Raw genomic sequence first — 24,468 nt, 5'->3', positions numbered from 1 at the left:
CTCTCCGGTCGGCTCTCCGGCGGGCTCTCCGGCCGGGCTCTCCGGCCGGGCTCTCCAGCCTTGCGCTCCGGCCAAGCGCTCCGGCCCAACCGGGGGCAACGCACTGATCGCCACAAAACAGCCACGAAATATTCACGCTCCCGCAACCTTCTGCGCCTAAGCTGTTGTGCAGTGCAACATTCCGGCCCGGCGCTGCCGCCCGGCCCTCGGAGACACTGCGATGGCCGACTTCCTCGAGAACCGCACCTACGACGAGATCCAGCTCGGCCAGACCGCCGAGCTGCAGCGCACGCTGAACCGCGACGATCTCGCGCTGTTCAGCAAGGTCTCGGGCGACCTGAACCCGATCCACATGGACGAGGAATACGCCCGCGCCCGCGGCGCCAAGGGCGTGGTCGGCCACAGCCTCTGGGCCACGGGGCTTATCTCCAGCCTGCTCGCGAACGTGCTGCCGGGGCCGGGCACGGTCTACCGCCACCAGGACGCGGAGTTTCACCGCCAGATCTACGTCGGCGACACGCTCACGGCCAAGGTCAAGGTGGTCGAGAAGCTGCCGGAGCGCCTGATCCAGCTCGACTGCTCGGTGGTGAATCAGGCCGGCGAGGTGGTCATGACCGGCCGCGCCGTCGTCATCGCGCCCGGCGAGAAGCTCCGCATCGAGGTCGCCGACCTGGCCGACGTATCGGTGCGCCACCACGACAGCTTCGCGGCGCTGTTCGACAAGGTCCGGCCGCTCGCGCCCATCCCGACGGCCGTCGTGCACCCGGTGGACGAGGTGTCCCTCGCCGGCGCCATGGAGGCCGCCGAGGCCACCTTCATCGCGCCGATCCTCGTCGGTCCGGAGCAACGCATCCGCGCCGTGGCCGAGGAGCACGGCATTGATCTCGGCGGTGCCGAGATCATTGATGTCGAGCACAGCCATGCCGCCGCCGCCCGCGCCGTGGCGCTGATCCGCGAGGGCGCGGCGGAGATCCTGATGAAGGGCAGCCTGCACACCGACGAGGTGCTGAGCGCGGTGCTCGACAAGGTGAACGGCATCCGCACGGAGCGGCGCGTCAGCCACATCTTCGTCATGGACGTGCCGACCTATCCCAAGCTGCTGCTGATCTCGGACGCCGCCGTCAATATCGCGCCGGACCTGGAGTCCAAGCGCCACATCTGCCAGAACGCCATCGACCTCGCCCGCACCTTCGGCGTCGAGCGGCCCAAGGTGGCCATCCTGTCCGCCGTGGAGACGGTGCGGCCCAAGATCCAGTCCACGCTCGACGCGGCGGCGCTGTGCAAGATGGCCGACCGCGGCCAGATCACCGGCGGCGTGCTCGACGGTCCCCTCGCGATGGACAACGCCATCAACCTGGAGGCCGCGCGGATCAAGAAGATCGACTCGCCGGTGGCGGGCGTCGCGGACGTGCTCATCGCGCCGGATCTCGAAGCGGGCAACATCCTGGCGAAGCAGCTCATCTTTCTGGCCAACGCCGAGGCCGCGGGCATCGTGCTCGGCGCCCGGGTACCGATCGTGCTCACGTCGCGCGCCGACAGCGTGCGCACCCGCCGAGCGTCCGCGGCCACCGCCGTGCTGCATGCCCACGCGGTGCGCCAAGGGCTGCACGACAAGCCGGCACACTGAGGAGCTGGAGCCATGCACGCCAACACAGGCGAGTTGATCCTGACGCTGAACGCGGGCTCGTCCAGCATCAAGTTCGCGGTCTATGCCGTCGGCGCCGACGCCGATGACCCACGGGCCGATCCGGCGCTCCGCGCCAAGGGCCAGGTCGAGGGCATCGGCACCCGGCCGCACTTCGTCGCCAAATCCACCGACGGGCAGGTGTTGTCCGAGAGCTGGTGGGAGTCCGCGGCGGACGGCACCGGCTCGGGATCGGGATCGGGCTCGGGCCACGCCCGCGCCTTCCAGCAGATCTGGAGCTGGCTTGCGGACTTCGCCGACGGCGGGCGGATCATGGCCGTCGGCCATCGCGTCGCCCACGGCGGCGAGGCCTATTCGCGGCCGGTGCTGATCACCCCCGAGATCACCCGCGTGCTCACCGGCCTGATCCCGCTGGTGCCGCTGCACCAGCCGAACAACCTGGCCGCGATTCGCGCCGTCGCCGCGGACCACCCGGACCTGCCGCAGGTGGCCTGCTTCGACACCGGCTTCCACCGCGGGCGGGCGCTGGTGACCGAGCAGCTCGGCCTGCCGCGGGCGCTGTTGGCGCGCGGCGTCAGGCGCTATGGCTTCCATGGGCTGTCGTACGAGTACATCGTCGAGAAGCTCCGCGAGATCGCGCCCGATGTGGCAGACAAGCGCGTCATCGTCGCGCATCTCGGCAGCGGTTGCAGCATGACGGCCATCCGCGGCGGGCAAAGCATCGATACGACCATGGGCTTCTCGGCGCTGGACGGCGTGCCCATGGGCACCCGCCCCGGCGCGCTGGACCCGGGCGTGCTGCTGTTTCTGATGCGCGAGGACGGGCTCGGCGTCGAGGCGCTTGAGACGCTGCTCTACAAGCAGTCGGGCCTGCTCGGGCTGTCCGGCGTCAGCAATGACCTGCGCGCGCTGCACCAGAGCGACGACCCCGGCGCGGCGGAGGCCATCGATTACTTCGTGTATCGCATCGGCCAGACGCTGGGGGCGCTCACCGCATCGCTCGGCGGGCTCGACGCGCTGGTATTCACCGCCGGCGTCGGCGAGAACGATGCAGACATCCGCGAGCGGGTCTGCGCCGATGCGGGCTGGCTCGGTATCGAGCTCGACCTGGAGCGCAACGCCGCCGGCCGCTTCGGCGACGGCGCGCGCATCAGCCGCGATGACGGGCTCCGGCCCGAGGTGTGGGTCATCCCCACGGACGAGGAGCGGATGATCGCCCGACACACGCTGCGGGTGGTGCGCGGGGCCTGAGCTTCGTTCCCGCGCGGCTCGTTGCGCGCGGCACCGCGGCCCTTCCCCAGCCTGCGGCGCCAGCCATCTGAATCAAACCATCCACCGAGGCCGTCCACGATGCTCGACTACAGCAAGTTCCTGCCCGAGGCCCTGTCGGCCTTCACCGATACCGGCGCCATGGCACGGCCATTCGAGCAGTGGACCAAGTCCCTGGACGGCCACGACGACGCCTACGTGCAATACGGCCGCGACTTGGGCGTCATCGCCCAAGCCCATGGCCAGCGCGCCACCGAGACCGCCCAGACCAACACCCAGGCCAATTGGGAGGCCTGGCAGCAGGTCATGTCCGCGCTCATGACGCCGATGCTGCCGCAGCACTGGTGGCAGTACGTCGTGGACGGCGCGGAGCGCTCCGTGCTCTACGCCGACGCGATGCGCGAGCGCGGCAACCACTTCGTCGAGCACGAGGAAGGCAGCAACGAGACCGTGCTGAGCTGGGCGCACGAGATGGTCGTGGACGGCAAGACCCTGCCGCGCCCGGTCAACTATTCGCTCGTGCGCATCGTGCCGCCGGAGGGCGTCACGGTGCGCGAGGACGGCCGCCCGTACATCATCATCGACCCGCGCGCCGGCCACGGCTCCGGCATCGGCGGCTTCAAGCACGAGAGCGAGGTGGGCGCGGCCATCCACGGCGGCCATCCGACCTACTTCGTCACCTTCACGCGCCTGCCGGAGCCGGGCCAGACGCTCGCGGACGTGACCGCCGCCGAGGCCGACTTCGTCCGCGAGGTGCGCCGCCGGCATCCGAGCTCGCCCAAGCCCGTGATCATCGGCAACTGCCAGGGCGGCTGGGCGTCCATGCTGCTCGCCGCGACCAACCCGGACATCACCGGCCCCGTGGTCGCCAACGGCGCCCCGCTGTCCTACTGGGCCGGCCAGAAGGGCAAGAACCCCATGCGCTATCTGGGCGGCCTGGTGGGCGGCGCCATGTCGGTGCGCATGCTCTCGGACCTGGGTCACGGGGTGTTCGACGGCGCGAACCTGGTGTTCAACTTCGAGCGCCTGTCGCCCGCCAACACCTGGTGGGAGAAGTACTACAGCCTCTGGGACAAGATCGACACCGAGGTGCCGCGCTTCGTCGGCTTCGAGCGCTGGTGGGGCAGCTTTTATTACATGACCCCGGAGGAGATCTCCTGGATCGTCGAGAACCTCTTCGTCGGCAATCGCTTGGGCCGCGGCAAGGCGAACCTCGCCGAGCGCACCCACGTGGATCTGCGCGAGGTGAACTCGCCGATCATCATCTTCGCGTCCCACGGCGACAACATCACGCCGCCGCAGCAGGCGCTGGGCTGGGTCGCGGACCACTACGCCGATGTCGCCGAGATCAAGGCGCGCGGCCAGCGCATCCTCTACACGCTGCACCCGAGCGTCGGCCACCTCGGCATCTTCGTGTCGTCGTCGGTGGCGAAGAAGGAGCACGGCGAGATCGTCTCGACGCTGAAGGCCATCGAGGCGCTGGCGCCCGGCCTCTACGAGATGGTCATCGCCGAGGAGCGCGGCGAGGGCGTGGACAAGACCTTCCGCGTTGCCTTCGCCGAGCGCAGCATCGGGCAGATGATGGAGCAGTGCGGCGGCGACGATTCCGACAAGCCCTTCGCGACGGTGGCGCGCTTCTCGGAGCTCGGCACCGAGATCTACGACCTCGCCATCCGCCCCTTCGTGCAGGCCATGACCAACCAGGCCACCGCCCAGCTCATGGCCCACACCAGCCCCATGCGAGTGCAACGCTGGCTCCAGAGCGACCGCAACCCGGCCATGCAACCGGTGAAGGCGCTGGCCGAGCAGGTACGCGCCAACCGCAACGCGGCGGCGGACGACAACCCCTTCCGGCAGTTGGAGCGGTTCAACGCCAACCTCGTCACCCAATGGTGGGACGGCGTGCGCGACCTGCAGAACGCCATGATCGAATGGAACTTCCACCTGCTCTGGGCGGCCCCGCCGGTGCAGGCCATGGGCGAGCGCCTCGCCGTGACCGTCGCGCAGTCCGAGCCGCGCGAGGACCTGCGCACGCTGACGCAGGTGCAGGATGCGCTGGATCGCATCGAGCTCGGCGAGTTTGCCGACGGCGTCATCCGCATGCTGATCTTCCTCGCCAACTCGCGTAAAGAGGTCCGCCGCTCGCGGCTGGAGCGCTCCAACCAAATGCTGCTCTCCACCGAGCCCTTCGCGAGCATGAAGGCGAAGCACCGCACGCGCATGATCCACAAGGAGACGCTCATCGTCGGCTACGAGCCCGAAGCGGCCATGGCGGCGCTGCCGAAGCTGCTGCGCACCGACGATGAACGCAAGCGCGCGCTCGCGCTGTGCCAAGAGATCGCGGGGCCGCGCGAGGAAATGAGCCGCGAGACCATCGACATGATGAATCGGCTCTCGCTCACCCTTGGCGCGGAGCCGGTCGCCATCCTGTCCGACGGCTCGGGCAATATCCTGCGCATCGCCTGAGCGGGCTCGCCTATCATCCTGCTTTGCACGGAGCCGGGAGCGCGCCCTTGCCCGATGCCGGGGCGCGGCGACGCAGCGGACAATCGGTCCCATCCGGCGCTGTCGGCAAACGCATCAGGAGTGGACGACATGCAACGCGACCGCGACGCGGCCATCCCGCAGCCGCTGCGTGACTGGCTTCAGACCGTCCGCGCGGCGAAGGCGGCAGCCCTCGCCGGCGGCTACCGCATCACGATCGTCAACACGCGGGAGACCTTCGAGGGCATCACCCGCGGCTTGGTCACCGAGCGGCCGGAGGTCGCGCTGGTGCGCGACGACGTGATCGCCGCGCCGGGCTATCCGGTGCCGGTGCGCATCTACCATCCGGCACCGGACGAGCCCCGCCCCGTGGCGCTGTTCCTGCACGGCGGCGGGCACGTGTCCGGTGGCGTGGCGATGTACGACCCCCTCGTGCGCAAGCTCGCGCTGGCCACGGGCCGGATCATCGTGTCGGTGGAGTACCGGCTCGCGCCGGAGTGCCCCTACCCCGCCGGCCTCATGGACTGCATGGCGGCGGCGAAGCGGGTGCATCGGTGTCTGGATGGGCTCGACCTGCCGCATGCGCCGAACCTTGCGCTCATCGGCGACAGCGGCGGCGGCGCGCTGGCCGCGAGCATTGCGCACCTCGCGCAGTTCGAGCCCGGACTCGCCATCGAGGCGCTGGTGCTGCTGTATCCGAGCCTCGACTACACGCTGTCGCAGCCGTCCGTGATGGAGAACGGCGAAGGCTACGTGCTGGAGCGCGAGCGCATGTTGTGGATGTTCGACAGCTATCTGCTGGGTCAGCAGAACCGCCGCGACATCTCGCCGCTGTTCATGGACATCACCCCGGCCTTCCCGCGCACGCTCGTCGTCACCGCGGAATTCGACCCGCTGCGCGACGAGGGCGCCGCCTACGTGCAGCGCCTGCAGGAGCACGGCATCGCCGCGGAGCGGCTGCACATGCCGGGACTGCTGCATGCCTACCTCAACCTGGAGGATCTGGTGCCCGAGCAATGCCGCGAGACCTACGCCGCGCTCGGCGCGTTTCTGGCTCGGCGGGGGTGAGGGCGGCGTGTTGGCCCGGGGGGGTTGACCTCTACCCAGGCCTCGCCTCAGACCGAAGAGTCGTGCGCATCGCTATCGAAATCGCTATCGAAATCGGGATCGGGATCGGGATCGATTGGCACTCGGTCCAATTTCGATTTCGATAGCGATCCCGACGCGCCTCGCCAGTCCGACCCCCAGTCGAAACTTGACGCATCTGTACGCATTTCGCGCCGTCAAGCAACTACAGCAACCGATCCAACGGACTGCGCACGCCCTGCCCGCCGCGATTGAGCACATGCGTATAGATCATGGTGGTCGACACGTCCGCATGGCCCAGCAACTCCTGCACCGTGCGAATGTCGTAGCCATCCTCCAGCAAAATGCGTCGCAAAGGAGTGCCGCAGCGTATGCGGGCTGACCCGCTTGGAGATGCGCGCCGCCTCCGCCGCCACCTTGAGCTTCTTTTGCAGGCTCGTCTCGTTCACATGCTGGCGGCGCGTCTGGCCCGAGCGCGGGTCCACCGACAGACGGCCGCTCGGAAACACATACTGCCAGATCCACTCCCGCCCCGCGTTCGGGCGCTGCCGCGCCAGCGCATCCGGCAGATAGACCTCGCCGAAGCCGGCGGCCAAGTCCTGCCGATGCTGCTCCCGCACCGCGTCCAAGTGCGCCATCAACCCCGGAATCAGCCGCTCCGGCAACGGCACCAGCCGATCCTTCCCGCCCTTCGCATTGCGCACCTCGATCTGCTTGTAGCCGAAGTCCATATCCTGCACCCGCAACCGCAGCACCTCCATCAGCCGCATCCCCGCCCCATAGGCCAGCGACGCCATCAACCGAAACTCCCCATCCAGCTCGCCGAGCAGCCGCGCCACCTCCCCCTTGGTCAGCACCGTCGGCAAGCGCTTCGGCCGCTTCGCCCGCGCAAAGTCTCCGAACTGCAGCCCTTCCCGACCGAGCACCTCTCGAAACAGAAACAACAGCCCGTTCAACGCCTGATTCTGCGTGCTCGCCGACACCCGCCGCTTCACCGCCAGCCAGTCCAGAAACCGCCCGACATCCGCATTCGCCAGCTCGGTGGGCGACCGCCCGCCGTGACAGGCGATGAAGCGCAGCACCCAGTCCACATACCCGCGCTCGGTGCGGATGGAATAGCCGCGCCGGCGGATCTCGGTCACCATCCTGTCCACCACCTCCTGATGCGCCGCCCGCACCGACGCCAGATTCGTCATCGGCCCCGCCGGCTCCAGCCCTTGCACCTCCGGCCCATAATCACGCGCCACCGTCGGGTGCTCCGGGCTCATCGTCTGCGCCGAGGCCCGCCAGTGCGACCAGTCCACCGCGTCCACCCAGGGCGCGCCGGCGGTGACGCCGAGAATCCGTATAGCATCGACCATCTGCACGAACTGCCACGCCGCGAGCGACGTCTCCCGACCCGCCGCGGACAGATACGCCGCCACATCCTGTGCCGACAGTTGCGCCAGACGCTTCGGCTGAATCGCCTCCACACACCGCTCCGCGCGCAGCACATACCACCGCCGCTGGTCCGCCCGCACCTGCGCTTTCTCCAACTGCGCGAGATAGTTGGACCAGAAGCGGGCGACTTGCTCTGTGCGGGTTGACATGGGGTTGGATGGGGGCGTACCTTAGGCGCGCGTCAGGCGTAGACGGAAGGGCGCGAGGGGTTCGGAAGCGCGACGCGGTGCGTTGCGTTTGGGCGACAGGGTATCAGAAAGACGGATTACGTCTAGGCCCATATTTCCCGATTCCGGAATATCCAATATTCCAAATTCCGTCTATTACACGTTGGGCGTCGGATCGCCCCCAGCCAAACCTCGGCGGCGTAACAATAAACACTCGCCGTTGGCTCTGCCGTGTTCCAACTATCCACTAACTAGTCTTTAAGGGGAAACTCTCCATGAGCGATGATAGCCGTTCAAATGTTCGTCAACGTGTGGATCAATTCCTGGATCAGCTTATTGCGGAGTTCTATGAAGCTGTTCCGTTCTCCCGGCATCAAATGGAAGATCAGAATCTCCACCTCGAGTATTACAAGCGCCATAACATAGAGACAGTCGTTCGCCTCAGGATGAAGCGCGTGATCGATGGATTAACAATCCACTATTTTACGCAACATGACCGTACTCTCGCTAAGAAGTGGTGTATATATACAGCGGACGAGATGCTACATGATGTTATGTTTCTAAAAGACCTCGAGAAAGTCGGAGTGTCAAAGGAGCAAGTGGATGCTACGAAACCGCTATTTGCCACAAAACTCCTTCAAGGCTATTTCTATTATGGCCTTGAGCATGAAGGCAGGCCGATGGCATCACTTTCAAGCAGCTATTTTATCGAATATACGACCCAGAAAACTCAGCCGATCTGGCTTGATAACTTAGAGAAGGTACTAGGAAAAGAAAAGGTCAAGGGGCAGCGCGCACACGTTGACCATGATCTTGAAGACGACCACATTGATTTCGTATGGGACGTTCTGAGTACATTCATAAATAGTCAACAGGATGAGGATGACGTTTTTCAGCACCTAGCGAACATAGGAAAGCTTTTCACAATGTATTTCCAAGAACTATACGAGTTGACAGTCTCTTCAACGAGTGCCGCCGTTGATAACGCGGATTCCGCCGCTTGATAGGTATTTCTATGCGGCGAGCCTGCCGCACAATACTCTAACGTATGTATGTAGGACTCCTAGATTATGCCGAATCCCCTAGAGCTAAGTGGCCAACGCGCAATCGAGTGGCTGAGCGCCCATGGTTACGGGTTCTCAGATGACGTTCAGGCATCACCATCTTTGCAGCGATTCCAGTCTACGGGTGCGTACGGTATTGAGATGCCCGTTGTGAACGACTTGGCTTCGCTTGAGAAGACGATCCGCATATTACAGCGCGAAGATGTCTATGTCACCAGATTCAACGAGACGCATGGCGCGTTCCTGTTATGCGATAGCGAAATTCGCGACATGCTTCAACTTTGTTCTGAGGAACGGTACGGAATACTATTTGGACTTGGGCCGCGCCCAGAGTACGACCGCCGCGCTTCCTTTTATCGCTCCTCATTTGGGCTCGAACTCGGGCGTCAGATTAACAACAACGATGCGCTCCGTGCATCGGTTTCCGATGCATTGAGGCTCGCATCTCTTGGCTGTACTGGATTGATTGTCTACGATCTCGGGGTTCTGCGAGTCCTTAACGCGATGCGAGTAGACGGAACTTTGCCCAAAGATACGGTATTCAAAGTGTCTAGTCATTGTATGGTGTCGAACTCAATGATTGCAGAGATCTTTGTTGAGAATGGAGCTGATGGACTAACGGTAACACACGATCTGGGCCTGCCGATGCTGCAGTCAATGAGGGCCGCATCAGGCATTGCAAGCCTTGATGTCCCCATTGATGTCTATAAAGACAAAGGCGGGTTCATTCGTTTCCATGAAATATCCGAGATTGTCCAAGTCGCGTCCCCAGTGTTTCTCAAGATTGGGTCGAGCGCACAATCTAATCCTTACGACACGACCGATGAAAGAACTATCGCGAAACGGGTCTCCCGAGTCAAGCGCGCATTAGAGATGCTCAGCGTTTCCAATCAGTATATGGATCGCATTACGTATGGCGATCCTCTTGTTTGCATGCCGCGCGCGTGAGAAGAGGAAGATTCATAGTGAAAGATGTGCCGTATAAAGTGCATTTTTTTTCTGGACTGCAAGAGCTACAGGATTTCGCACCTCTTTCAAAACTAATCGCATCTTTACAACGAAACATGCCTAATCATGACGTCGAGAATTACTTTATTCAGAAGCGAGAGATGCTGTCGAAGGCGGATGCAACCGTTATCGCATGCCGCGGAGCACCCAATAACTATGATGTTCTTGGCTTGATATCCATGCGCATGATGCCGAAACGAGAGGAGGAGTGTCCATCGTTTGCTTTTGTTTGGACGGTTCATGTCGCGGAATCAATGCAGAAGGGTCCGCTGTTGATGCGACTAATCGCTGCGTTGTTTCTGGCCGAGGCAAAGACCGGGATGTCCCTTCCGACATGGACGGCACTAAAGACGTTTCACCCGAGTTCGTACTACGCACTCCTTCGACTAAGAGAAATGATTGGGCCGAGTGCTTTATTGCATCCGCGCATAGACTGTACGAAGGGGCCCCACGTTCAAGAGAATATCGTCGCAGCAAACACGGCAAAGTGTATAGCCACACAAGTGGAGCCAGGTCATGCATTTGACGGCGACGTTAGCGTCATACGCGGCGCAGGAGGAGTTATCGGTAGTGGCTATTGGCAAAACGCGCCGCGTAGTCGCAATGAATCGATCAACAAGTTTTTTGATAAATATTTGACGCCCAATGATCGAATGCTATGCTTGTTAGGGCTAACGAACGACGACGCGAAGCGTTCGGCCTTATACCTATTAGAGAAATGGTTGATGTCGGGTAGAACGAGTCGTCTAGAACACAAGCCACAACGAGGAGAGAAACCGTGAATACCTCTGAGACGCACGCGGATCACGGCAGAGAGTGGTTCCCACTAGTGGAGCCTCTCGCGTCAGAGACTAGAATGGACGACGGACAAGAAGCGGTCTTAGCGATGTATAGCCGCGAGTGTAGTGCGGAGTTGCTAGGAAGATTGGTTGGATCGAACTGTTTTGTAGAACGGCCTTTGGCCCCGGAAGTGATAGAAGCAGCGGAGCGTGAATCGGAGTTGCTCTATATCACCGCACCAGAACTGCCAGACATAGAAATAGTAGTGGATTATTACGTTCGCTTAACTGCCAAATCAGAGGATGCAATAGCGCGGATCAAGAAGAACATAGTGGTACTCGCGCTCGATAACAGTGAGCCTCTATGGCTTTCTCAGAAGCTGGTTGGAGAAGCCGCAAAGCAGGAGCGGTTGTTCATTGCAGAGTGGGTATCCGAGCGGCATAAATCCGGAAAGAAAGTGGTGTTACATACGTTTGAACCCTCGGAGATGACTGAGCAAATTGCGCATGAACTTAGGCTACAACCAGATCAGGCATCGTCGCGTACAATAGAAATCGGGTCGAAGTACTCGGCGAAGCGCATTTTTAGGGCATGCGGAATACGCACACCTACGAGCACCAAGGAATGTCACTCATTACAAGATTTAGCAAGCGAGATTGCAACATTGTTAGGCCAAGAGGCGGATTCATGGAAGGTGCTGCTCAAGCTTAGTAGCACTCTTTATGGCGCAGGGCAGGGAAATGCATTAGTTGATATGAGGGCTTTGATAGATAAGTATTGTGGTGAACTAGATGGGGCGCGAGTATTGGGGTACTTGAATGAAGGCAATGTCGATGTTGTCGACAAGAAACTCGGATGGAAAGGCTTTGTTCAGGAGATGTCGCGGGCCGGAGTAATCGCCGAGCGTTATGTAGAGGCAAAGCATAAGAGCTCGCCTAGCGCGCAAGGAAGGGTCACGAAGGATGGTAGTGTAGTTCTCACATCAATACACGAGCAACGATTTGCGGCCAATGAACAGACATATATCGGTAGCTTCTACCCTGTCAGGCAGGATTATCGCAAGAGGATAGAGCATTTGTTTGAACGAATTGCGCATAAGGCGTTCGACGAAGGACATGTTGGGCCGATTAGCGTGGATTTTCTTTGTGTTCGCGCGGCATCGACGGCAGAGTGGGAGGTTCTGCCAATCGAGATAAATAATCGCCTAACCGGGACCGCGCACAGCTTCCGTATAGTGACGTCGCTCTTGACGCAGGACGGTCGAACAGGATTTTGCGTATCTGGAGAGCCGCGGGTCTATTTGGCATCAGATGCGATTTATAAACCGGAGTATGTCGGTTTGCGCCCAGCGGAGGTAATAGGTGCTATTGCGGCGTCGGAGATTCACTATAATGACGATAATAAAAAGGGGGTAATACTATACATGTTGAGCGGACTGGCATTCGGAAAATGCGGGGCCGTGGCGATTGGAAGTAGCGAAAGGGACTGCACCATTATGCAAGAGGGAATCTACAAGATCCTCGATGATCTGGCTGCGGCCAAAGCGAAGGGAATGGGAAGAAAGGGATTACGGTGACACTTTCCCATTTACGCCATTTGCACAAGCACAACCGCAGGTTTTGCTCTTGCACCCGCTGAACTATGATAGCGCCCAACAAGTCCGCCAGCCCGACGCCAAACTGCGGCGGGCGCTCCGCGCGTCGCCGCAGTTTGGCGCGGGCTGCGGTTAACGTTGGGCGCGTAAGCCAGAAGATCCGGTTCCACGACACACTCGCCAATCTGGCGACAGTGACCTAAGCGAGTTCATAGCAACAGGCATATGGGAGTGGCAATAATGACTTTCCATCCGAGCGGTTTATTGGGCGTCGCGAAAAACCTAAGTGATGTCACAAGATTTGCTTTTAGGCGGATAGAGCATAAGTTGGCTCCTGACATCCGATCTGAATTTGGTTCTAACATCGACGAACTCTGCGCTAATCTCGAGAGAGCGCAGAATCAGCCCAGTATGGTACGCGATCGCCTCGACGCTCTTAACGAACAGCTACATGACACTTGGTCTCAAATCGGTCAGCACTTTTCGGACGAAGACAACTCCGCTGTAGCTGAGCAATTGACGAAGTTCGCAGGGGAGTCAGGAACACCTGATTATAACGAACTATTCAATGAGCTTCTTGTACAGCATGGGCTAGCCGGCGCTGTTGTTCCCATCGACACCTCCGCTGTACTCGTGGATGGCACGCTAACGACTGACCCAGAAGTTGCCACCGGCGGGTTTGATATTGATGGAGAAGGTATTGGAGGTGCTGTCGCCATAGGTGGCGCAGGTGCCGCGGGAATTGGTCTCGTGACTGTGGGAAATGTGGTAGGAGGGGCGGCTGCGGCCGCAGGTTCTGCCACGGGAGTGACGATCGCAACGGGGATCGTAAATGCTGGCGCAGCAGCCGTGACTACTGCGGCATCTTCAGCAGCCGCGCTGCCAGTCGTCGGTACAACAATTGCCACGGGAATAACTTCCGTCGCTACGACCACCGCTACCGCTGGGGCTCTTGTTGGTAGCGCTGCCGTTGCTGCAGCGCCAGTCGTCATACCCGTCCTAGCGGCATGGTGGCTAATCCGTCGGGCCTTGCGCGACTAAGTGCAATAACCGCGGATAAAATATGGTGCCCTGGGTCGCCAAGGGGGAAAATGAGGACAGACCACCATTAATTCGGTAGGCCCAATAATAAGGAAAAAGGGGTCAGAGCCCTTATTGCTAGTTGACTCGCCGCTAAGGGCTCTGACCCGAGGAAAAAGGGGTCAGAGCCCTTATTGCTAGTTGACTCGCCGCTAAGGGCTCTGACCCGCGCCACACCGGCCGCCTTGCACCGGCGCCGCGCCAGGATCCGGGGCGCCCCGGAGCGCGTCGCGCTTGGCTCCGTCGTGGGTCACCGACGACGCTCGGCCCTTGGCGCGTGGGAATCCGGATAGTTGTTGGGGACCGCAACCAAGGCTACACTGCCGCATCACTAACTACACGACAACATTCCGGCCCCACTCCTGATGGCACTGAATATCCGCAACCCGGAGGCGGAGGCGCTCGCCGAGCGGCTTGCCGAGCTGACTGGCGAGACCAAGACGGCGGCGGTGACGCGCGCCCTGCGCGATCGCCTCGAACGCCTCCAGCGCGAGGGCTCCGGCAAGACCCTCGCCGATCGGCTCGATGCCATCGCCCGCCATGCCGCCGCGCTGCCGGTACGCGACGCCCGCTCGGCAGACGAGATCCTGGGCTACGATCAGAACGGCCTGCCTAGCTGATGGTCATCGACACGTCCGCCCTGGCGGCGATCCTGCAGGATGAGCCGGAGCGGCGCCGCTTCAACGAGGCGATTGAGTCCGCGGCGCAACGCCGCATCTCGACGGCGACGCTGGTGGAGATCGGCATCGTCATAGAGGCGCGTTACGGGGCGGATGGGGTGCGCGACCTGGACCTGTTCCTGGCCGAGGCGTCGATCGAGCCGATCGCGGTCGACGCCAAGCAGGCACAGACCGCCCGCGAGGCCTTTCGCCGCTTCGGCAAGGGCCGCCACCCCGCGGCGCTCAACTTCGGCGACTGCTTTTCCTATGCGCTCTCGCGCGTGCTCGACGAGCCGCTCCTGTTCAAGGGACTGGACTTCTCGCAGACCGATATCGATGTAGCGGTGCCGCTGCACTGAAGGTTCTATGGGGGCCGCAAGAGCGCCGCCGTCCCTCCCCGCCGGCAGGCCGGCACCGCCGGGCCGTCAACCCGGCGGGAAAAGGGGTCCGGCGAGAACTCTTGGAGATCGACACATGCGGAAAATGGGGACGGACCACTATTAGTTCGCCAGGCCGGATAACAGTACGCGGAGCCTTGGCTTCGCCTCAGACCGACGCGTCGTGCTCATCGGGATCGGGATCGGGATCGGGATTGATTGGCACTCGGTTCGATGTCGATTTCGATAGCGATCCCGACGCGCCTCGCCAGTCCGACGCCCCGTTCGAAACTTGACCCGTCTGCGAGCATTCGACGCCCGCGACCAATTTAGCTCAACAAGAGCCTTCACCAACCGCGTTGCCTCCAACGGGGCGACCGGGAGGTCGCCCCTCCGGCCGGCGACGCCTGTCCTTCAACCAGCTCCGCCCGCCACCATCGGCGGCTACGCCCGCGCAGATGCCTCGGTCATGATGTCGTCGCAGAGCCCGAGCGCGCACCGGTGCAGCGCGTTCAGCTCGGGGTTCTGCCCGAACAGCGCCGTGGCCGCCGCCAGCGTATCCACCGTGTCCGCGAGGAAGGCCGCGTCGTCGTCGCCGATCGGCTCGCCTTCGCCCAACTGCGCCTGGAGCGCCAGCGCCCGCGGCAGCCGGCGGTGGACGAAGTCGCTTGCCAGCGCCGAGACCGCCTGCGCGCGCTCGTGCTCCGCAAAGGTCAGTGCAGGTGCGTTCATTCCAATCACTCCCATCATTCCCATGGAAACCTGAGCCAGTCTTCCAGCTCGTCCAGGCCAACGCCTAGCTCACCGCCGCCAGGATACACCGGCTGCATCGACGACGGCTCCACCAGACGGTACAGGGACAGGTCCCGCTCGTCCGCCGGCTGCACCAGCCGGAGGCCGATGCGATGGGCCATGGTGCTCACCTGATGCTCGCGTATCGCGCTCATTGAGGTTCTCCCGGAAAATCAAGATGATCCTAAGGTACCAGGAGCGCGTGTCAGAGCGATGTCAGCGCCATGACGGTTGCCGGACGGGGGGATTGCGGCGACCCCGCATGCAGGGTCAGCCGTCTTGCGGCGGCGGAGCCGGAACAGCGTCGAGCACCGGCGGCAACATATCGAGCACCGCCTCGAACCCCTGCCGCATCCCCGCCGCGTGGCGCATCGCGAAGGCGAGCGGGCGCTGCTCGGCGTCCACGTATAGGTTGAAGTCGAGACTGACGCTCGCCGTCGGCGCGCCGCAGCACCTCGAAGGTCTCGGTACGGGGCGTGCGCCCGCCGCTGACGACCATGACGCCCGCGTCCTCGACCACGTCCGCGGGGCCTGCCTCGAACAGGCTCGCGCGTGCCACCGACGGCGGCTGCGGCGGCTGCGGCTGCGGCGGCTGCGGCATCGGCAAACACTTGCTCGATCATGACCTTTGGCTCCCGCAATGGGTTGAACCGCAGCGAGGTGACGCCGCCCGAACCGGCGCTGGAAAACCGGCGCTGGAAAACCGGCGCTGGTGCGCAGACAGGGCCGCCGCGCCCGCCCAAGATTAGAGCAAAGCCGGCATCGCCTGGCCATCGATGGCCACACCGCCCCCGGCACCACCGCGTGGGCATTGATGCCGGCCCGCTCGGACCTTCGGAGGCCGTCCATGCCCCAGCGCATTCGCATCGCCGCCCGCCTCGCGCCGGTGCTCGTGCTGCTTGTCGTCAGCGTCTCGGCCGCGGGGCAGCGCGCCATCATCTACAAGTGCACGCAGCCGGACGGACGCACCGAGTACTCCAATGTGCCCTGCGGCCCGCACGAGCGCAGCGACTTCATCACCGAGGAGAGCTTCTCCGTCATGGGCCGCCGGGGCAGCGACGCCGCCATCGCGCCGCCGTTGTCGCCCCGCGCGCTCCAGCGCCAGCGCATCATGGCGCGGGAGGCCGCGCAGTCCGGCCGACACTGAGCCGCGGTCAGGGAACGCAGACCGGCGCCGCCACCGCCCGGCTCGATGCCGCGCTGCCGTTGTTGACGCGAATGCGAGCCGTTCTTATTATCGTGTCGAGCATCAACCCGCCGCCAGACGGCCCGCGCCCCTGAGCGCCCGAGCCGACCCAGCCGCGTCCCTTGAACGAGCCCCCGAGGTGATCCGGCATGTGTCAGCCCCACAGCAGCGCGTCTGCCATCGAGATGGCCCACGCGGCCCCCGACCCCACCTGCGCCGCAGCGGCCGGCCGCCGCGCCCCGAGCGCTCGTCTCAAGCTCTGGCAGCTTCCGCGCAAGTACCACTGCCCCGTCATCGGCAGTTGCCTGCATGCCGCGGAGCTGCGCGCGCTGGCGCGGCGCTCCGGCGCCCTCCTGGAGCATGGACGCAGCGACTACGAGGTGCACGTCAACTTCGTCGCCGCCGCCGAGGACCGCAACGTGCTGTCGGTCGCGGCGCAGAAGGCGCTGGACCGCAAGTACGCCGCGGCGCTGCGCCGCTTCGCGCGGGCGCGCTCCGCGCCGGAGCTGAAAGACCTATGGCAGGCGCACGTCGCCGACGGGCGCATCCCCGAGGCCTTCTGGGCGCTGATGACCCATCCGCAGGCGGACCCGCCGCTGCGCACGCTGGCGTACGAAGAGGTGCACATGCTCTCGCACCAGATCGGCGCCGGCCTCGCCGCGGACGTGCATGCCCTCGGCGAGTCCCGGGCGGAGCTGGAGCGGCTGCGGCGCGAGCAGGCCGCCACCGCCGCCCGCCACGCCGCCGCGCTGGCGGAACGGGACCGGCGCATCGCGACCCTCGCCGCGCGCGTCGCGGACCTCGCCGACAGCGAGCGCGAATTGCAGGCGGCACGCGCGCGCATCCACGATCTGGAAGCCGGCAACGCGCTGCGCGGGCTCTGGGAACAGCTCGGCAAGCTGGAGGCGGCGCACAATGCCGAGGCCGAGCAGCGCCGCAGCCTGGAGGCCGAAACCAACCGCCTGCGCGAGGCGCTCGCCGGCGCCCACGCCGAGCAGCACCGGCTCGCCGCGGCGCTCGCCGAGCGCGAGGCGGCCTGCGGCGCGCTGGAGCTGCTGCTGGAGGACCCCGCGGCCTGCCCCGGCGAGGACTGCGACGACTGCCCCCGCGCGCCGCACTGCGTGGACTTGGGCGGGCGGCGCATCCTCTGCGTCGGCGGGCGCGGCTCCCTCGCCCGCCACTACCGCGATCTGGTGCAGCGCTGCAACGGCGAGCTGATCCGCCACGACGGTGGCCTGGAAGAGAGCCGGCAGCGCCTGGAGAGCCTGCTCGCCAGCGCGGACGCCGTCGTCTGCCCGGCGGATGCCGTGAGCCACGACGCCTATCTGCGCACCAAGCGCTTCTGCAAGCGCGCCGACAAGCCCTGCGTGCTGCTGGAGCGCTCGGGCATCGGTGCCTTCGCCCGGGCGCTCGCGGACCTCGCCGTCAACATCGGGCCGCCGACCATCGAGGCTGCCCCCGCAGAGGTGCATTAGCAGGGCGGATTCGCGTCAGAGCGGCACGGCCGGGCAGCGCCTTGTTGCGCAACCCGCTCGTTGGCAACGTTGAACTGAGGGCGGAGCGCCGAGGGCGGAGGACGAGGCGGGCTCCCTCGGCCCTCGGCCCTTCCCATCCGCTGTCCTAAGGCGATTTCCGTCACCAAACGTACCGCCCGACTTGTCTTCTCGCCCGCCTTCTTTGTCGCGGCAACGTGCACATAGAACGACTATGCGCACGCTGCCGCTGCGCGAAGGCGGACGAGAATCCTGCGCCATTCGGTCTGCTTGTTTCCGGCCATCGCCAGAATGAAGCTCGACTCATCTGCACGCGTTCGGCGCCGTCAAGCAAAGCACCCCTCACTCCGGCGTGGCCGATCCCGATTACGTCGGATTGCGGACGGCTGCGCGCACGACGCTGAGGCAAGAAGCGACTAACGCGACTACGAACGCTTTGCATTCCTCGCAACCTTCCCCTACCATCCCCACGGATTTCGCCAACGCCGCGAGCTGCCAGGCGAGAAGACCCAGCTCGGGGCCACCGGGGCGGGAACCGCGAAACAACGCGCTGCGGCCGGACCGACACCCGGGCCCGGCGCCGCCTTGCTCGCGGACCCGGCCCCCTAGGCACTGCACACAGCGCACAACTGCGGAGACATCAGATGAGTGACAAGGTCCACGGCACGAGCCACGACGGCGGCGCCGGCCAAGGCGCAGGCGCGGCAGGGGCGCAAGCCGCCGGCGGCCCGCAAGGGTTCGGCGCGGCGGTGCAACCGGCGCAGGGCTCCGGCCAGGGCGCTACGGCGCCGGGCGGCATGCAGGGTGCCGGGTTTCAGGGCGCAGGCATGCAGGGTGCCGCAGCCGGCAGCTTCGGCCAGCAGCAGGGCGCGGCGCCCATGCACGCCAATTACGGCCAACAGGTGCAAGGCGGCTACGGCACGCCGATGATGCAACCGGGCATCGGGCCGGACGGCATGCCGGCCGGCGGTCAGGCGCAGATGGGGCCGATGGGTTCGCAGATGCCGCCGCCGGCACCGGACATGGGCCAAAGCTGGGGCATGCACCAGGCGCAGCAACCGGCACCGGGCGCCTATGCGCCGCAGTATGCCGTGCCGCCGCAGGGCTACTACGCCGGGGCGGCGGGCGCGGCCGGCGGCGTGGGCCACATGCACGGCGCAGCGGCGGCCGGCGCCGCACCGAGCGGCCCGCCGGACATGTCGCAGCTCATGCAGGACATCAGCAACGGCAACGGCATCGCGAGCCTGGGCCGTATGCTCAACGTGCAGGACTCGGAATTCTGGAAGGGCGCCCTGGTGGGCGCCGCCGCGGTGCTGCTGCTCACTAATCAGAGCGTGCAGGACATGCTGTTCAAGACCGGCGCCAAGGCAAAAGAGGCCGTCCAGTCCGGCGCCGACAAGCTCAAGCAAACGGCCACCGATGCCGCCGACCAGATCAAGCCCTGATCCCCGGCCATGAGCACGCACGACCTCAGTGCCCCGGCGACCCTGCCCTACGCCTACGGCGCGGGCGCCATGCCAGGCGCGCCGCAGTACACAGCAGCAGGTGCCCAGGGCGGCGGCGACACCTGCGCCGGCCTGCTCGGGCTCGCCGCCTTGGGTGCCGTCATCGGCGGCGCCGCGGCGGCCGGGGCTGATCTCAGGCTGCTGCAGCGAGACGAGATCACGGGCCGGGAGGCACTCGCCGATATCGGCCGTGCCGTGGCCACCGGCGCCGCCGCCACGGCGATTGCAGGCGCCGTCGCAACGGCGGTGTCGCGCCAGGGCATGCTGCGGCTCGCCGTGCTGTTCGGGGCCGGCGCCGCCGTCACCTACGCGCTGCAACGCCATCTAGAGCAGGACTGATCCATGTCGAACGGCATGCAACGGCAGCGCCACGGCGTCGCCAAGAACCTCTACGAGTCCATCGGCGGCATCGTCGTCGGCAGCGCCCTGGTGGTGCTGGCCCGCGGCCTGCTGCAACACCGCCGCCGCACCGCGCCGGCACCGAAACCCACCGAGGCGGCCGCTGCCACCTCGGCCGAGCACACTGAGGCGACTTCATGAGCAACTATGGCTATCCCGTCGGCAATGGCAGCTACCAACACCAATCCATGAGCTCGCCCGGGCACGGCAGCACGAGCTACGCCACGAGCTACCCCTACCGCTCCGTCCCCATGAGCCAAAGCCAGGGCGCCTTCGGCCCGGCGCTGGCGCTCGGCAAGATCGGCCTCGTGGTGGGGCTCTGCGGCGCCGGCGCCGCCAACCTGCATCGGCTGCAGGCGGGCACGGTGGACCAGCGCGGCGCGCTCCTCGACACCCTGCGCGGCGGCGCCGTCGCCGGCGTTGCCACGGCGGCTGCGGCGCTGGTGGCGTCCAATTTCCGCTCCGATCTGTTGTCGCTCGCCGCCACGCTGGCCACCGGCACCGCCGTCGCCTATGCGCTGACCGCCGAGTCGGTACCGGACACGGCCGTGGCCGCAGCCGAGGCCGCAGCCGACGCCTAAGCGAGCGCGCCGCACCACAACCGCAATCCGTTGGGATCACTGCAAAGGACACCACTGAACCATGAGCAGCCAATACAACCCGCAGGCCCAGGGCTACGCCGCCTATGCCCAAGGCCAGGCCTATCCCATGAGCTACGCGCCGCAGATGCAGGCGGCGCAACAACAGCAGGCGCTGCCCGCGGGCTATGCGCAGGCCTACCCTGGCGCCGCGCTGCAAGGCATGTCCGCCGCGGGCATGGGGCAGTACGCGATGGCCGCGGCGCCGGCCGCACCCGCCCAGCCCTTCCTCAACTTCACCAGCGATCGCTTCATCCGCGGCCTGCTGATCGGCGCCGCGGCCACCTATCTGCTGACCAACGAGGACGTGCAACGCACCGTCATCAAGGGCGCCGTGAAGGCCTGGAGCATGGTGCAGGGCGGCATCGAAGAGGCCAAGGAGCGCTTCCGCGACGCCGAGGCGGAGTTGCAGGCAGGAGCCGCGGACCCCGGCCCCTGACGCCGCTCGGCTTGTGCGAGCGACGCCCGTCGCCGGCGCCCCGCCAGCGGCGCTAGGCCGGAGTGCGCGTGCCATGCAACCCCTCGACTTTCGCATCGTCCATGAGGTGCCCGGCCGCCTGCGGCTGCGCATCCCCCTCATGGGCGGCCCGCTCTGCGAGGCGGCCTGGCTCGAGGCCTGGATGGACGCCGCCGCCGCGGTGCAGGAGGCGCGCGCCAACCCGGCCGCCAAGACCCTGATTCTGCACTATTCGGGCGGCGCCGCCGCCCGCGCGGCACTGCTCGCGCGCCTGCGCAACTTCGACCCCAAGCCCATCCCCGGGCTCGCGCCGGACGGCGTGCGCGAGGCCGAGGTCGCACCGATGGTCACAACGCTGCTGACCCTCGCCGTGCTGCCGTTTCTGACCCGGCCGCTGCAGATGGTTCTCACCCTGGTGAACGTCGGCTCGACGCTCGCCAAGGGTGCCGACACGCTGGTGCACCGCGGCGTCAAAATGGAGGTGCTCGACGCCGTCGCCGTCGGCCTCGCGGCCGGCAGCGGCAAGCTCTACACCGCCAACCTCACCGACCTGCTGCTGAACCTGGGCGAATACCTGGAGCACCGCACCGCGCGCCGCTCCGACCGGCTGCTGCGCCGCCTGCTGCGCCCGGACCCCGCCATGGCCTGGGTGGAGCGCGACGGCGAGTTGTTGCAGATCGCGGGCGACGAGGTCCAAGCCGGCGAAACCGTCGTCATCGGCCCCGGCGAGACGGTACCGGTGGACGGGCATGTTCTCGACGGTGTGGCGCTGGTGAACCAATCCACGGTGACGGGCGAGGACATCCCCGTGCGCCGGGAGGCGCCGGGGCGCGTCATCGCAGGCTCCGTGCTCGTGGAGGGGCGCCTGCGCGTGAGCGCAACGCAGGTCGGCGAGGACACCACCACGGCCCGGGTTGCACGCTTCATCCAGGAGTCCTTGAGCCGCAGCGCCCACACGCAAAAGCTCGCCGATGAGCTCGGCGACAAGCGCGTCTATGTCACGCTGGGCACCGGCGCCCTGGTCTATGCGCTGACCCGCGACCTGACCCGCCTGCAAGCGGTCTTTCTGGTGGACTACGCCTGCGCGCTCAAGCTCGGCACCCCGGTCGCCTTCAAGGCCGGCATCTACCGCGCGGCCGAGCACGGCGTGCTGCTAAAGGGCGGCGAGGCCATCGAGCAGCTCGCCGCGGCGGATACCCTGGTCTTCGACAAGACCGGCACGCTGACCCACAGCGACCTCGCCGTTACGGACGTGCGCGTGCTCTCGGCGGACGGCGGCTGCACCGAGGCGGCGCTGCTGGCGCTGGTGGCCTCGGTCGAGGAGCACGCGAGCCATCCGGTGGCGGCCGCCGTTGTCGGCGCCGCCCGGGAGCGGGATCTGGCGCACATCTCCCACGGCGAGGTGGACTATATGGTGGCCCACGGCCTCAGCGCCGAGGTCGGCGACGGGCGCATCGTCGTCGGCAGCCGCCACTTCCTCGAAGAGCACATGGGCATCGATTTCCACGGCCATGCCGCGCTCATTGAGCGCTTCGAGGACGCGGGCAAGATTCTGCTCTACGTCGGCAACGAGCGCGGCCCGGTGGGCCTCATTGCGCTGCGGGACACGCTGCGCGCCGATGCCGTCGCCACGCTCGCGCGCCTGCGCGGCCTCGGCATCCGGCGCCTGGTCATGATCACCGGTGACCGCCGCCAGAAGGCCGACGCCCTAGCCCGGGAGCTCGGCATCGACGAGGTGCATGCCGAGATGCCGCCCGAGTCCAAGGCCGCCGTCGTGGAGGCCTTGCAGGCGGCCGGGGCGAAGGTCGCCTTCGTCGGCGACGGCGTCAACGACGGCCCGGCGCTCGGCGTGGCAAACGTCGGCATCGCGATGCCCCGCGGGGCGGACATCGCCCGCGCAACGGCGGACATCGTGCTCATGGACGACAGGCTCGGCGCCGTCGCCGACGCCCGCGAGCTCGCCGGCAAGACCATGGCGCTGATCCGCACCAACTTCACCGCCGCCGTCACCATCAACACCGGCATCCTCGCCGGCGCCGTGTTCGGCTGGCTCTCGCCGGTTGCGAGCGCACTGCTGCACAACGGCACCACGCTCGGCGTGCTGCTGAACGCGCTGAAAGGCGTCGCCTTGCAGCGCCGGCCCGACGCGCCGCGGCTGCTCACGCACGCGCCGGGCCCGGCTCAACCCGATGCGGCCAAGCCCCGCAGCAGCGCCACCAGCACCAGCCCGCTCAAGCCGAGCAGCAGCTCCAGGGGCAGCGGCGGCTCCGGCGACAGCGCCGACTCCGCCGCGAGCAACCACGACGCGGCGTCCTGATCTGACACAGCCGCAGCGCGCCGCGACAGCGCCTGCACCGCCACCGCGCCGAACCCGGGCCAGTCCGACCAGGTAGCCGCCTCGGCGCCGCCGGCAGGCCCGCGCAGGCGGCGATGCGGCGAGGCGTCCGCCGTCAGCGATGCGAGGTGGAAGTCGAGCCCCGCGGTATCCGCCACCGCGAGGAGAGGAGCGCGCATCGGCGCCAGCCGAAAGCTCGGTTCCGGATCGAGCCGGAACACATCGTCCGGCGCCGCCCCGGGCGCACCGCCCATCCCCCGGCAGGTCGAGACAGCGCCCGCGCAGCCAGGCGCGCCGATCAGCGGCGTCGGCTTCGCCGCAGCGGTGCTCGCCGCCAGCGTGAGCAGGAGGGCCAGCGGCAGCGACCGCCAAGCGCATGCGGACATCGGGGCCTTGCCTGGTCGGGTTCATGCTCCCACGAGCTTGCCCTGCCCTGCGCCCGCGCGTTATCGGGTGCCCGCCCACGCGGCCCACGGGGCGAGCCCGGCCGCGGCAGCGCGGGGATTGCCGACCTCGTGCCTTAACTGTTACGCGAGCCGCAGTGGCGCGCCGAAGAACGCGAGCACGGTCAGGTCCTCCTCGATGTCGAAGAAGGCGTGATCGCAGGCCGTCTGCACGTACATCAGCGAGCCCTTCTCCACCGGCCGGTCCTCCTCCCCGACGCGCAGCCGCGCGCGCCCTTCGAGCACGAAGTAGAGCTCGTCCTCCACGTGCGCGCTCTGCATCTCCTTGGAGCCCGCCGGCAGGTGGTAGATGGAGCAGCTCAGCGAGGGTGTCCGCAGAATCTCCTGAAAGCGCGGATTGCCGGGCTCGATTCTGGCGAGCAGCGTGGAAAGGTCGAAGAGCAGCCACTGGTTGTTGTCGCACATGGGACTCGAATCTCCTGGCACGGATCGGGCTAGGGCATCGGACCGCGGCTTGCTACCGCCGGTCCCGCGGATGGCGCAATGATAAAAAGCACTTGCCTTCGGCGCGACCTCAACTTTACAATGCGAATCGTTCCTATTCCG

Annotated in this window: 25 protein-coding genes and 1 pseudogene; 19 read left to right on the top strand and 7 right to left on the bottom strand. The window is 65.7% G+C overall.

Going from position 1 to position 24,468, the window contains the following annotated elements; all coding sequences use genetic code 11:
• The first annotated feature begins 220 nt into the window (after positions 1 to 220).
• From ML01_RS05105 to ML01_RS05090, 4 genes are all read left to right on the top strand, one after another.
• Entirely contained in the window at positions 221 to 1,627 is a 1,407-nt protein-coding gene (locus tag ML01_RS05105; protein WP_058554311.1) for a bifunctional enoyl-CoA hydratase/phosphate acetyltransferase, read from the top strand.
• Between the two features lie 12 nt (positions 1,628 to 1,639).
• The gene (locus ML01_RS05100) at positions 1,640 to 2,896 is read left to right on the top strand and encodes an acetate/propionate family kinase (protein WP_058554310.1); all 1,257 of its coding nucleotides are present in this window, start codon (positions 1,640 to 1,642) and stop codon (positions 2,894 to 2,896) included.
• A 99-nt stretch (positions 2,897 to 2,995) separates the two neighbouring features.
• Complete coding sequence (locus tag ML01_RS05095; protein WP_254045140.1) at positions 2,996 to 5,380, top strand: DUF3141 domain-containing protein; 2,385 nt, start codon at positions 2,996 to 2,998, stop codon at positions 5,378 to 5,380.
• Between the two features lie 129 nt (positions 5,381 to 5,509).
• Positions 5,510 to 6,466, top strand: a complete 957-nt coding sequence (locus ML01_RS05090) for an alpha/beta hydrolase (RefSeq protein WP_058554309.1) — start codon at positions 5,510 to 5,512, stop codon at positions 6,464 to 6,466.
• Between the two features lie 223 nt (positions 6,467 to 6,689).
• On the opposite strand, the gene ML01_RS31265 is transcribed toward ML01_RS05090, so the two are convergent.
• Together ML01_RS31265 and ML01_RS31260 are read right to left on the bottom strand one after the other, a co-directional pair.
• Entirely contained in the window at positions 6,690 to 6,797 is a 108-nt protein-coding gene (locus ML01_RS31265) for a hypothetical protein (protein WP_371258181.1), read from the bottom strand.
• A gap of 88 nt (positions 6,798 to 6,885) precedes the next feature.
• Positions 6,886 to 7,629 (bottom strand): annotated as a pseudogene (locus ML01_RS31260) (integron integrase); the annotation flags it as partial.
• 737 nt (positions 7,630 to 8,366) lie between these two features.
• Between ML01_RS31260 and ML01_RS05080 the strand changes: the two are divergent.
• The 7 genes from ML01_RS05080 to ML01_RS05065 all read left to right on the top strand — a co-directional run bounded on the left by ML01_RS05080 (position 8,367) and on the right by ML01_RS05065 (position 14,635).
• Positions 8,367 to 9,095, top strand: a complete 729-nt coding sequence (locus ML01_RS05080) for an iron-containing redox enzyme family protein (RefSeq protein WP_058554308.1) — start codon at positions 8,367 to 8,369, stop codon at positions 9,093 to 9,095.
• 66 nt (positions 9,096 to 9,161) lie between these two features.
• Positions 9,162 to 10,103, top strand: coding sequence for a peptidase (locus ML01_RS05075; RefSeq protein WP_156427562.1), 942 nt, complete (start codon positions 9,162 to 9,164; stop codon positions 10,101 to 10,103).
• Positions 10,104 to 10,120: 17 nt separating this feature from the next.
• Positions 10,121 to 10,945, top strand: a complete 825-nt coding sequence (locus ML01_RS28395; RefSeq protein ID WP_156427561.1) for a hypothetical protein — start codon at positions 10,121 to 10,123, stop codon at positions 10,943 to 10,945.
• A 74-nt stretch (positions 10,946 to 11,019) separates the two neighbouring features.
• Positions 11,020 to 12,519, top strand: coding sequence for a hypothetical protein (locus ML01_RS28390; protein ID WP_156427560.1), 1,500 nt, complete (start codon positions 11,020 to 11,022; stop codon positions 12,517 to 12,519).
• A gap of 258 nt (positions 12,520 to 12,777) precedes the next feature.
• Positions 12,778 to 13,578, top strand: a complete 801-nt coding sequence (locus tag ML01_RS28385; protein WP_156427559.1) for a hypothetical protein — start codon at positions 12,778 to 12,780, stop codon at positions 13,576 to 13,578.
• Positions 13,579 to 13,982: 404 nt separating this feature from the next.
• The gene (locus ML01_RS05070; protein WP_058554307.1) at positions 13,983 to 14,237 is read left to right on the top strand and encodes a type II toxin-antitoxin system VapB family antitoxin; all 255 of its coding nucleotides are present in this window, start codon (positions 13,983 to 13,985) and stop codon (positions 14,235 to 14,237) included.
• Positions 14,237 to 14,635 carry a type II toxin-antitoxin system VapC family toxin gene (locus ML01_RS05065; protein ID WP_058554306.1) on the top strand — a complete coding sequence of 133 codons (399 nt, stop codon included), beginning with the start codon at positions 14,237 to 14,239 and terminating at the stop codon, positions 14,633 to 14,635. The genes ML01_RS05070 and ML01_RS05065 overlap by 1 nt, the downstream gene beginning before the upstream one ends.
• Before the next feature lie 462 nt (positions 14,636 to 15,097).
• On the opposite strand, the gene ML01_RS05060 is transcribed toward ML01_RS05065, so the two are convergent.
• The 3 genes from ML01_RS05060 to ML01_RS30990 form a co-directional block, all read right to left on the bottom strand.
• Positions 15,098 to 15,385: a hypothetical protein gene (locus ML01_RS05060; RefSeq protein ID WP_058554305.1), complete on the bottom strand. Its 288-nt coding sequence runs from the start codon at positions 15,383 to 15,385 to the stop codon at positions 15,098 to 15,100.
• Between the two features lie 14 nt (positions 15,386 to 15,399).
• A complete protein-coding gene (locus tag ML01_RS05055; RefSeq protein ID WP_058554304.1) occupies positions 15,400 to 15,600 on the bottom strand; it encodes a hypothetical protein in 201 nt (66 codons plus the stop codon).
• Positions 15,601 to 15,715: 115 nt separating this feature from the next.
• Positions 15,716 to 15,850, bottom strand: a complete 135-nt coding sequence (locus ML01_RS30990) for a hypothetical protein (protein WP_256363616.1) — start codon at positions 15,848 to 15,850, stop codon at positions 15,716 to 15,718.
• A gap of 442 nt (positions 15,851 to 16,292) precedes the next feature.
• On the opposite strand from ML01_RS30990, the gene ML01_RS05050 reads away from it, so the two are divergent.
• Positions 16,293 to 16,592 (top strand): DUF4124 domain-containing protein, encoded by a 300-nt coding sequence (locus tag ML01_RS05050; RefSeq protein WP_058554303.1) that lies wholly within the window; start codon positions 16,293 to 16,295, stop codon positions 16,590 to 16,592.
• A gap of 7 nt (positions 16,593 to 16,599) precedes the next feature.
• On the opposite strand, the gene ML01_RS29510 is transcribed toward ML01_RS05050, so the two are convergent.
• Positions 16,600 to 16,782, bottom strand: a complete 183-nt coding sequence (locus ML01_RS29510; protein ID WP_162267966.1) for a hypothetical protein — start codon at positions 16,780 to 16,782, stop codon at positions 16,600 to 16,602.
• Here ML01_RS29510 and ML01_RS05045 point away from each other — a divergent pair.
• From ML01_RS05045 to ML01_RS05015, 7 genes are all read left to right on the top strand, one after another.
• On the top strand, positions 16,781 to 18,106 hold the full coding sequence (locus tag ML01_RS05045) for a DUF2325 domain-containing protein (protein ID WP_082673963.1): 1,326 nt from the start codon (positions 16,781 to 16,783) through the stop codon (positions 18,104 to 18,106). The genes ML01_RS29510 and ML01_RS05045 overlap by 2 nt on opposite strands.
• Positions 18,107 to 18,768: 662 nt before the next feature.
• The gene (locus ML01_RS05040; protein WP_058554301.1) at positions 18,769 to 19,569 is read left to right on the top strand and encodes a YtxH domain-containing protein; all 801 of its coding nucleotides are present in this window, start codon (positions 18,769 to 18,771) and stop codon (positions 19,567 to 19,569) included.
• A gap of 9 nt (positions 19,570 to 19,578) precedes the next feature.
• Complete coding sequence (locus ML01_RS05035; RefSeq protein WP_058554300.1) at positions 19,579 to 19,968, top strand: magnetosome protein MamC; 390 nt, start codon at positions 19,579 to 19,581, stop codon at positions 19,966 to 19,968.
• A gap of 3 nt (positions 19,969 to 19,971) precedes the next feature.
• Complete coding sequence (locus tag ML01_RS30090) at positions 19,972 to 20,169, top strand: hypothetical protein (RefSeq protein WP_058554299.1); 198 nt, start codon at positions 19,972 to 19,974, stop codon at positions 20,167 to 20,169.
• Positions 20,166 to 20,609: a magnetosome protein MamC gene (locus ML01_RS05025; protein ID WP_058554298.1), complete on the top strand. Its 444-nt coding sequence runs from the start codon at positions 20,166 to 20,168 to the stop codon at positions 20,607 to 20,609. Before ML01_RS30090 ends, ML01_RS05025 begins: the two co-directional genes overlap by 4 nt.
• A 61-nt stretch (positions 20,610 to 20,670) precedes the next feature.
• Positions 20,671 to 21,105: a hypothetical protein gene (locus ML01_RS30440; RefSeq protein WP_254045139.1), complete on the top strand. Its 435-nt coding sequence runs from the start codon at positions 20,671 to 20,673 to the stop codon at positions 21,103 to 21,105.
• Between the two features lie 73 nt (positions 21,106 to 21,178).
• Positions 21,179 to 23,440, top strand: a complete 2,262-nt coding sequence (locus ML01_RS05015; protein WP_156427558.1) for a heavy metal translocating P-type ATPase — start codon at positions 21,179 to 21,181, stop codon at positions 23,438 to 23,440.
• Between the two features lie 545 nt (positions 23,441 to 23,985).
• Here the strand turns inward: ML01_RS05015 and ML01_RS05005 are convergent.
• Positions 23,986 to 24,327: a cupin domain-containing protein gene (locus ML01_RS05005; RefSeq protein ID WP_058554296.1), complete on the bottom strand. Its 342-nt coding sequence runs from the start codon at positions 24,325 to 24,327 to the stop codon at positions 23,986 to 23,988.
• Positions 24,328 to 24,468 lie beyond the last annotated feature (141 nt).

Source organism: Thiohalocapsa sp. ML1 (assembly GCF_001469165.1).
Taxonomy (GTDB): Bacteria; Pseudomonadota; Gammaproteobacteria; order Chromatiales; family Chromatiaceae; genus Thiohalocapsa.
The sequence above is the reverse complement of the archived record's forward strand: the minus strand, read 5'-3'. Positions and strand labels throughout refer to the sequence as shown.

Coding starts and splice junctions, on each gene's coding strand:
- ML01_RS05105 (WP_058554311.1), top strand. CDS start 221: ATGGCCGACTTCCTCGAGAACCGCACCTACGACGAGATCCAGCTCGGC.
- ML01_RS05100 (WP_058554310.1), top strand. CDS start 1,640: ATGCACGCCAACACAGGCGAGTTGATCCTGACGCTGAACGCGGGCTCG.
- ML01_RS05095 (WP_254045140.1), top strand. CDS start 2,996: ATGCTCGACTACAGCAAGTTCCTGCCCGAGGCCCTGTCGGCCTTCACC.
- ML01_RS05090 (WP_058554309.1), top strand. CDS start 5,510: ATGCAACGCGACCGCGACGCGGCCATCCCGCAGCCGCTGCGTGACTGG.
- ML01_RS05080 (WP_058554308.1), top strand. CDS start 8,367: ATGAGCGATGATAGCCGTTCAAATGTTCGTCAACGTGTGGATCAATTC.
- ML01_RS05075 (WP_156427562.1), top strand. CDS start 9,162: ATGCCGAATCCCCTAGAGCTAAGTGGCCAACGCGCAATCGAGTGGCTG.
- ML01_RS28390 (WP_156427560.1), top strand. CDS start 11,020: ATGGACGACGGACAAGAAGCGGTCTTAGCGATGTATAGCCGCGAGTGT.
- ML01_RS28385 (WP_156427559.1), top strand. CDS start 12,778: ATGACTTTCCATCCGAGCGGTTTATTGGGCGTCGCGAAAAACCTAAGT.
- ML01_RS05070 (WP_058554307.1), top strand. CDS start 13,983: ATGGCACTGAATATCCGCAACCCGGAGGCGGAGGCGCTCGCCGAGCGG.
- ML01_RS05065 (WP_058554306.1), top strand. CDS start 14,237: ATGGTCATCGACACGTCCGCCCTGGCGGCGATCCTGCAGGATGAGCCG.
- ML01_RS05060 (WP_058554305.1), bottom strand. CDS start 15,385: ATGAACGCACCTGCACTGACCTTTGCGGAGCACGAGCGCGCGCAGGCG.
- ML01_RS05055 (WP_058554304.1), bottom strand. CDS start 15,600: ATGAGCGCGATACGCGAGCATCAGGTGAGCACCATGGCCCATCGCATC.
- ML01_RS05050 (WP_058554303.1), top strand. CDS start 16,293: ATGCCCCAGCGCATTCGCATCGCCGCCCGCCTCGCGCCGGTGCTCGTG.
- ML01_RS05045 (WP_082673963.1), top strand. CDS start 16,781: ATGTGTCAGCCCCACAGCAGCGCGTCTGCCATCGAGATGGCCCACGCG.
- ML01_RS29510 (WP_162267966.1), bottom strand. CDS start 16,782: ATGCCGGATCACCTCGGGGGCTCGTTCAAGGGACGCGGCTGGGTCGGC.
- ML01_RS05040 (WP_058554301.1), top strand. CDS start 18,769: ATGAGTGACAAGGTCCACGGCACGAGCCACGACGGCGGCGCCGGCCAA.
- ML01_RS05035 (WP_058554300.1), top strand. CDS start 19,579: ATGAGCACGCACGACCTCAGTGCCCCGGCGACCCTGCCCTACGCCTAC.
- ML01_RS30090 (WP_058554299.1), top strand. CDS start 19,972: ATGTCGAACGGCATGCAACGGCAGCGCCACGGCGTCGCCAAGAACCTC.
- ML01_RS05025 (WP_058554298.1), top strand. CDS start 20,166: ATGAGCAACTATGGCTATCCCGTCGGCAATGGCAGCTACCAACACCAA.
- ML01_RS30440 (WP_254045139.1), top strand. CDS start 20,671: ATGAGCAGCCAATACAACCCGCAGGCCCAGGGCTACGCCGCCTATGCC.
- ML01_RS05015 (WP_156427558.1), top strand. CDS start 21,179: ATGCAACCCCTCGACTTTCGCATCGTCCATGAGGTGCCCGGCCGCCTG.
- ML01_RS05005 (WP_058554296.1), bottom strand. CDS start 24,327: ATGTGCGACAACAACCAGTGGCTGCTCTTCGACCTTTCCACGCTGCTC.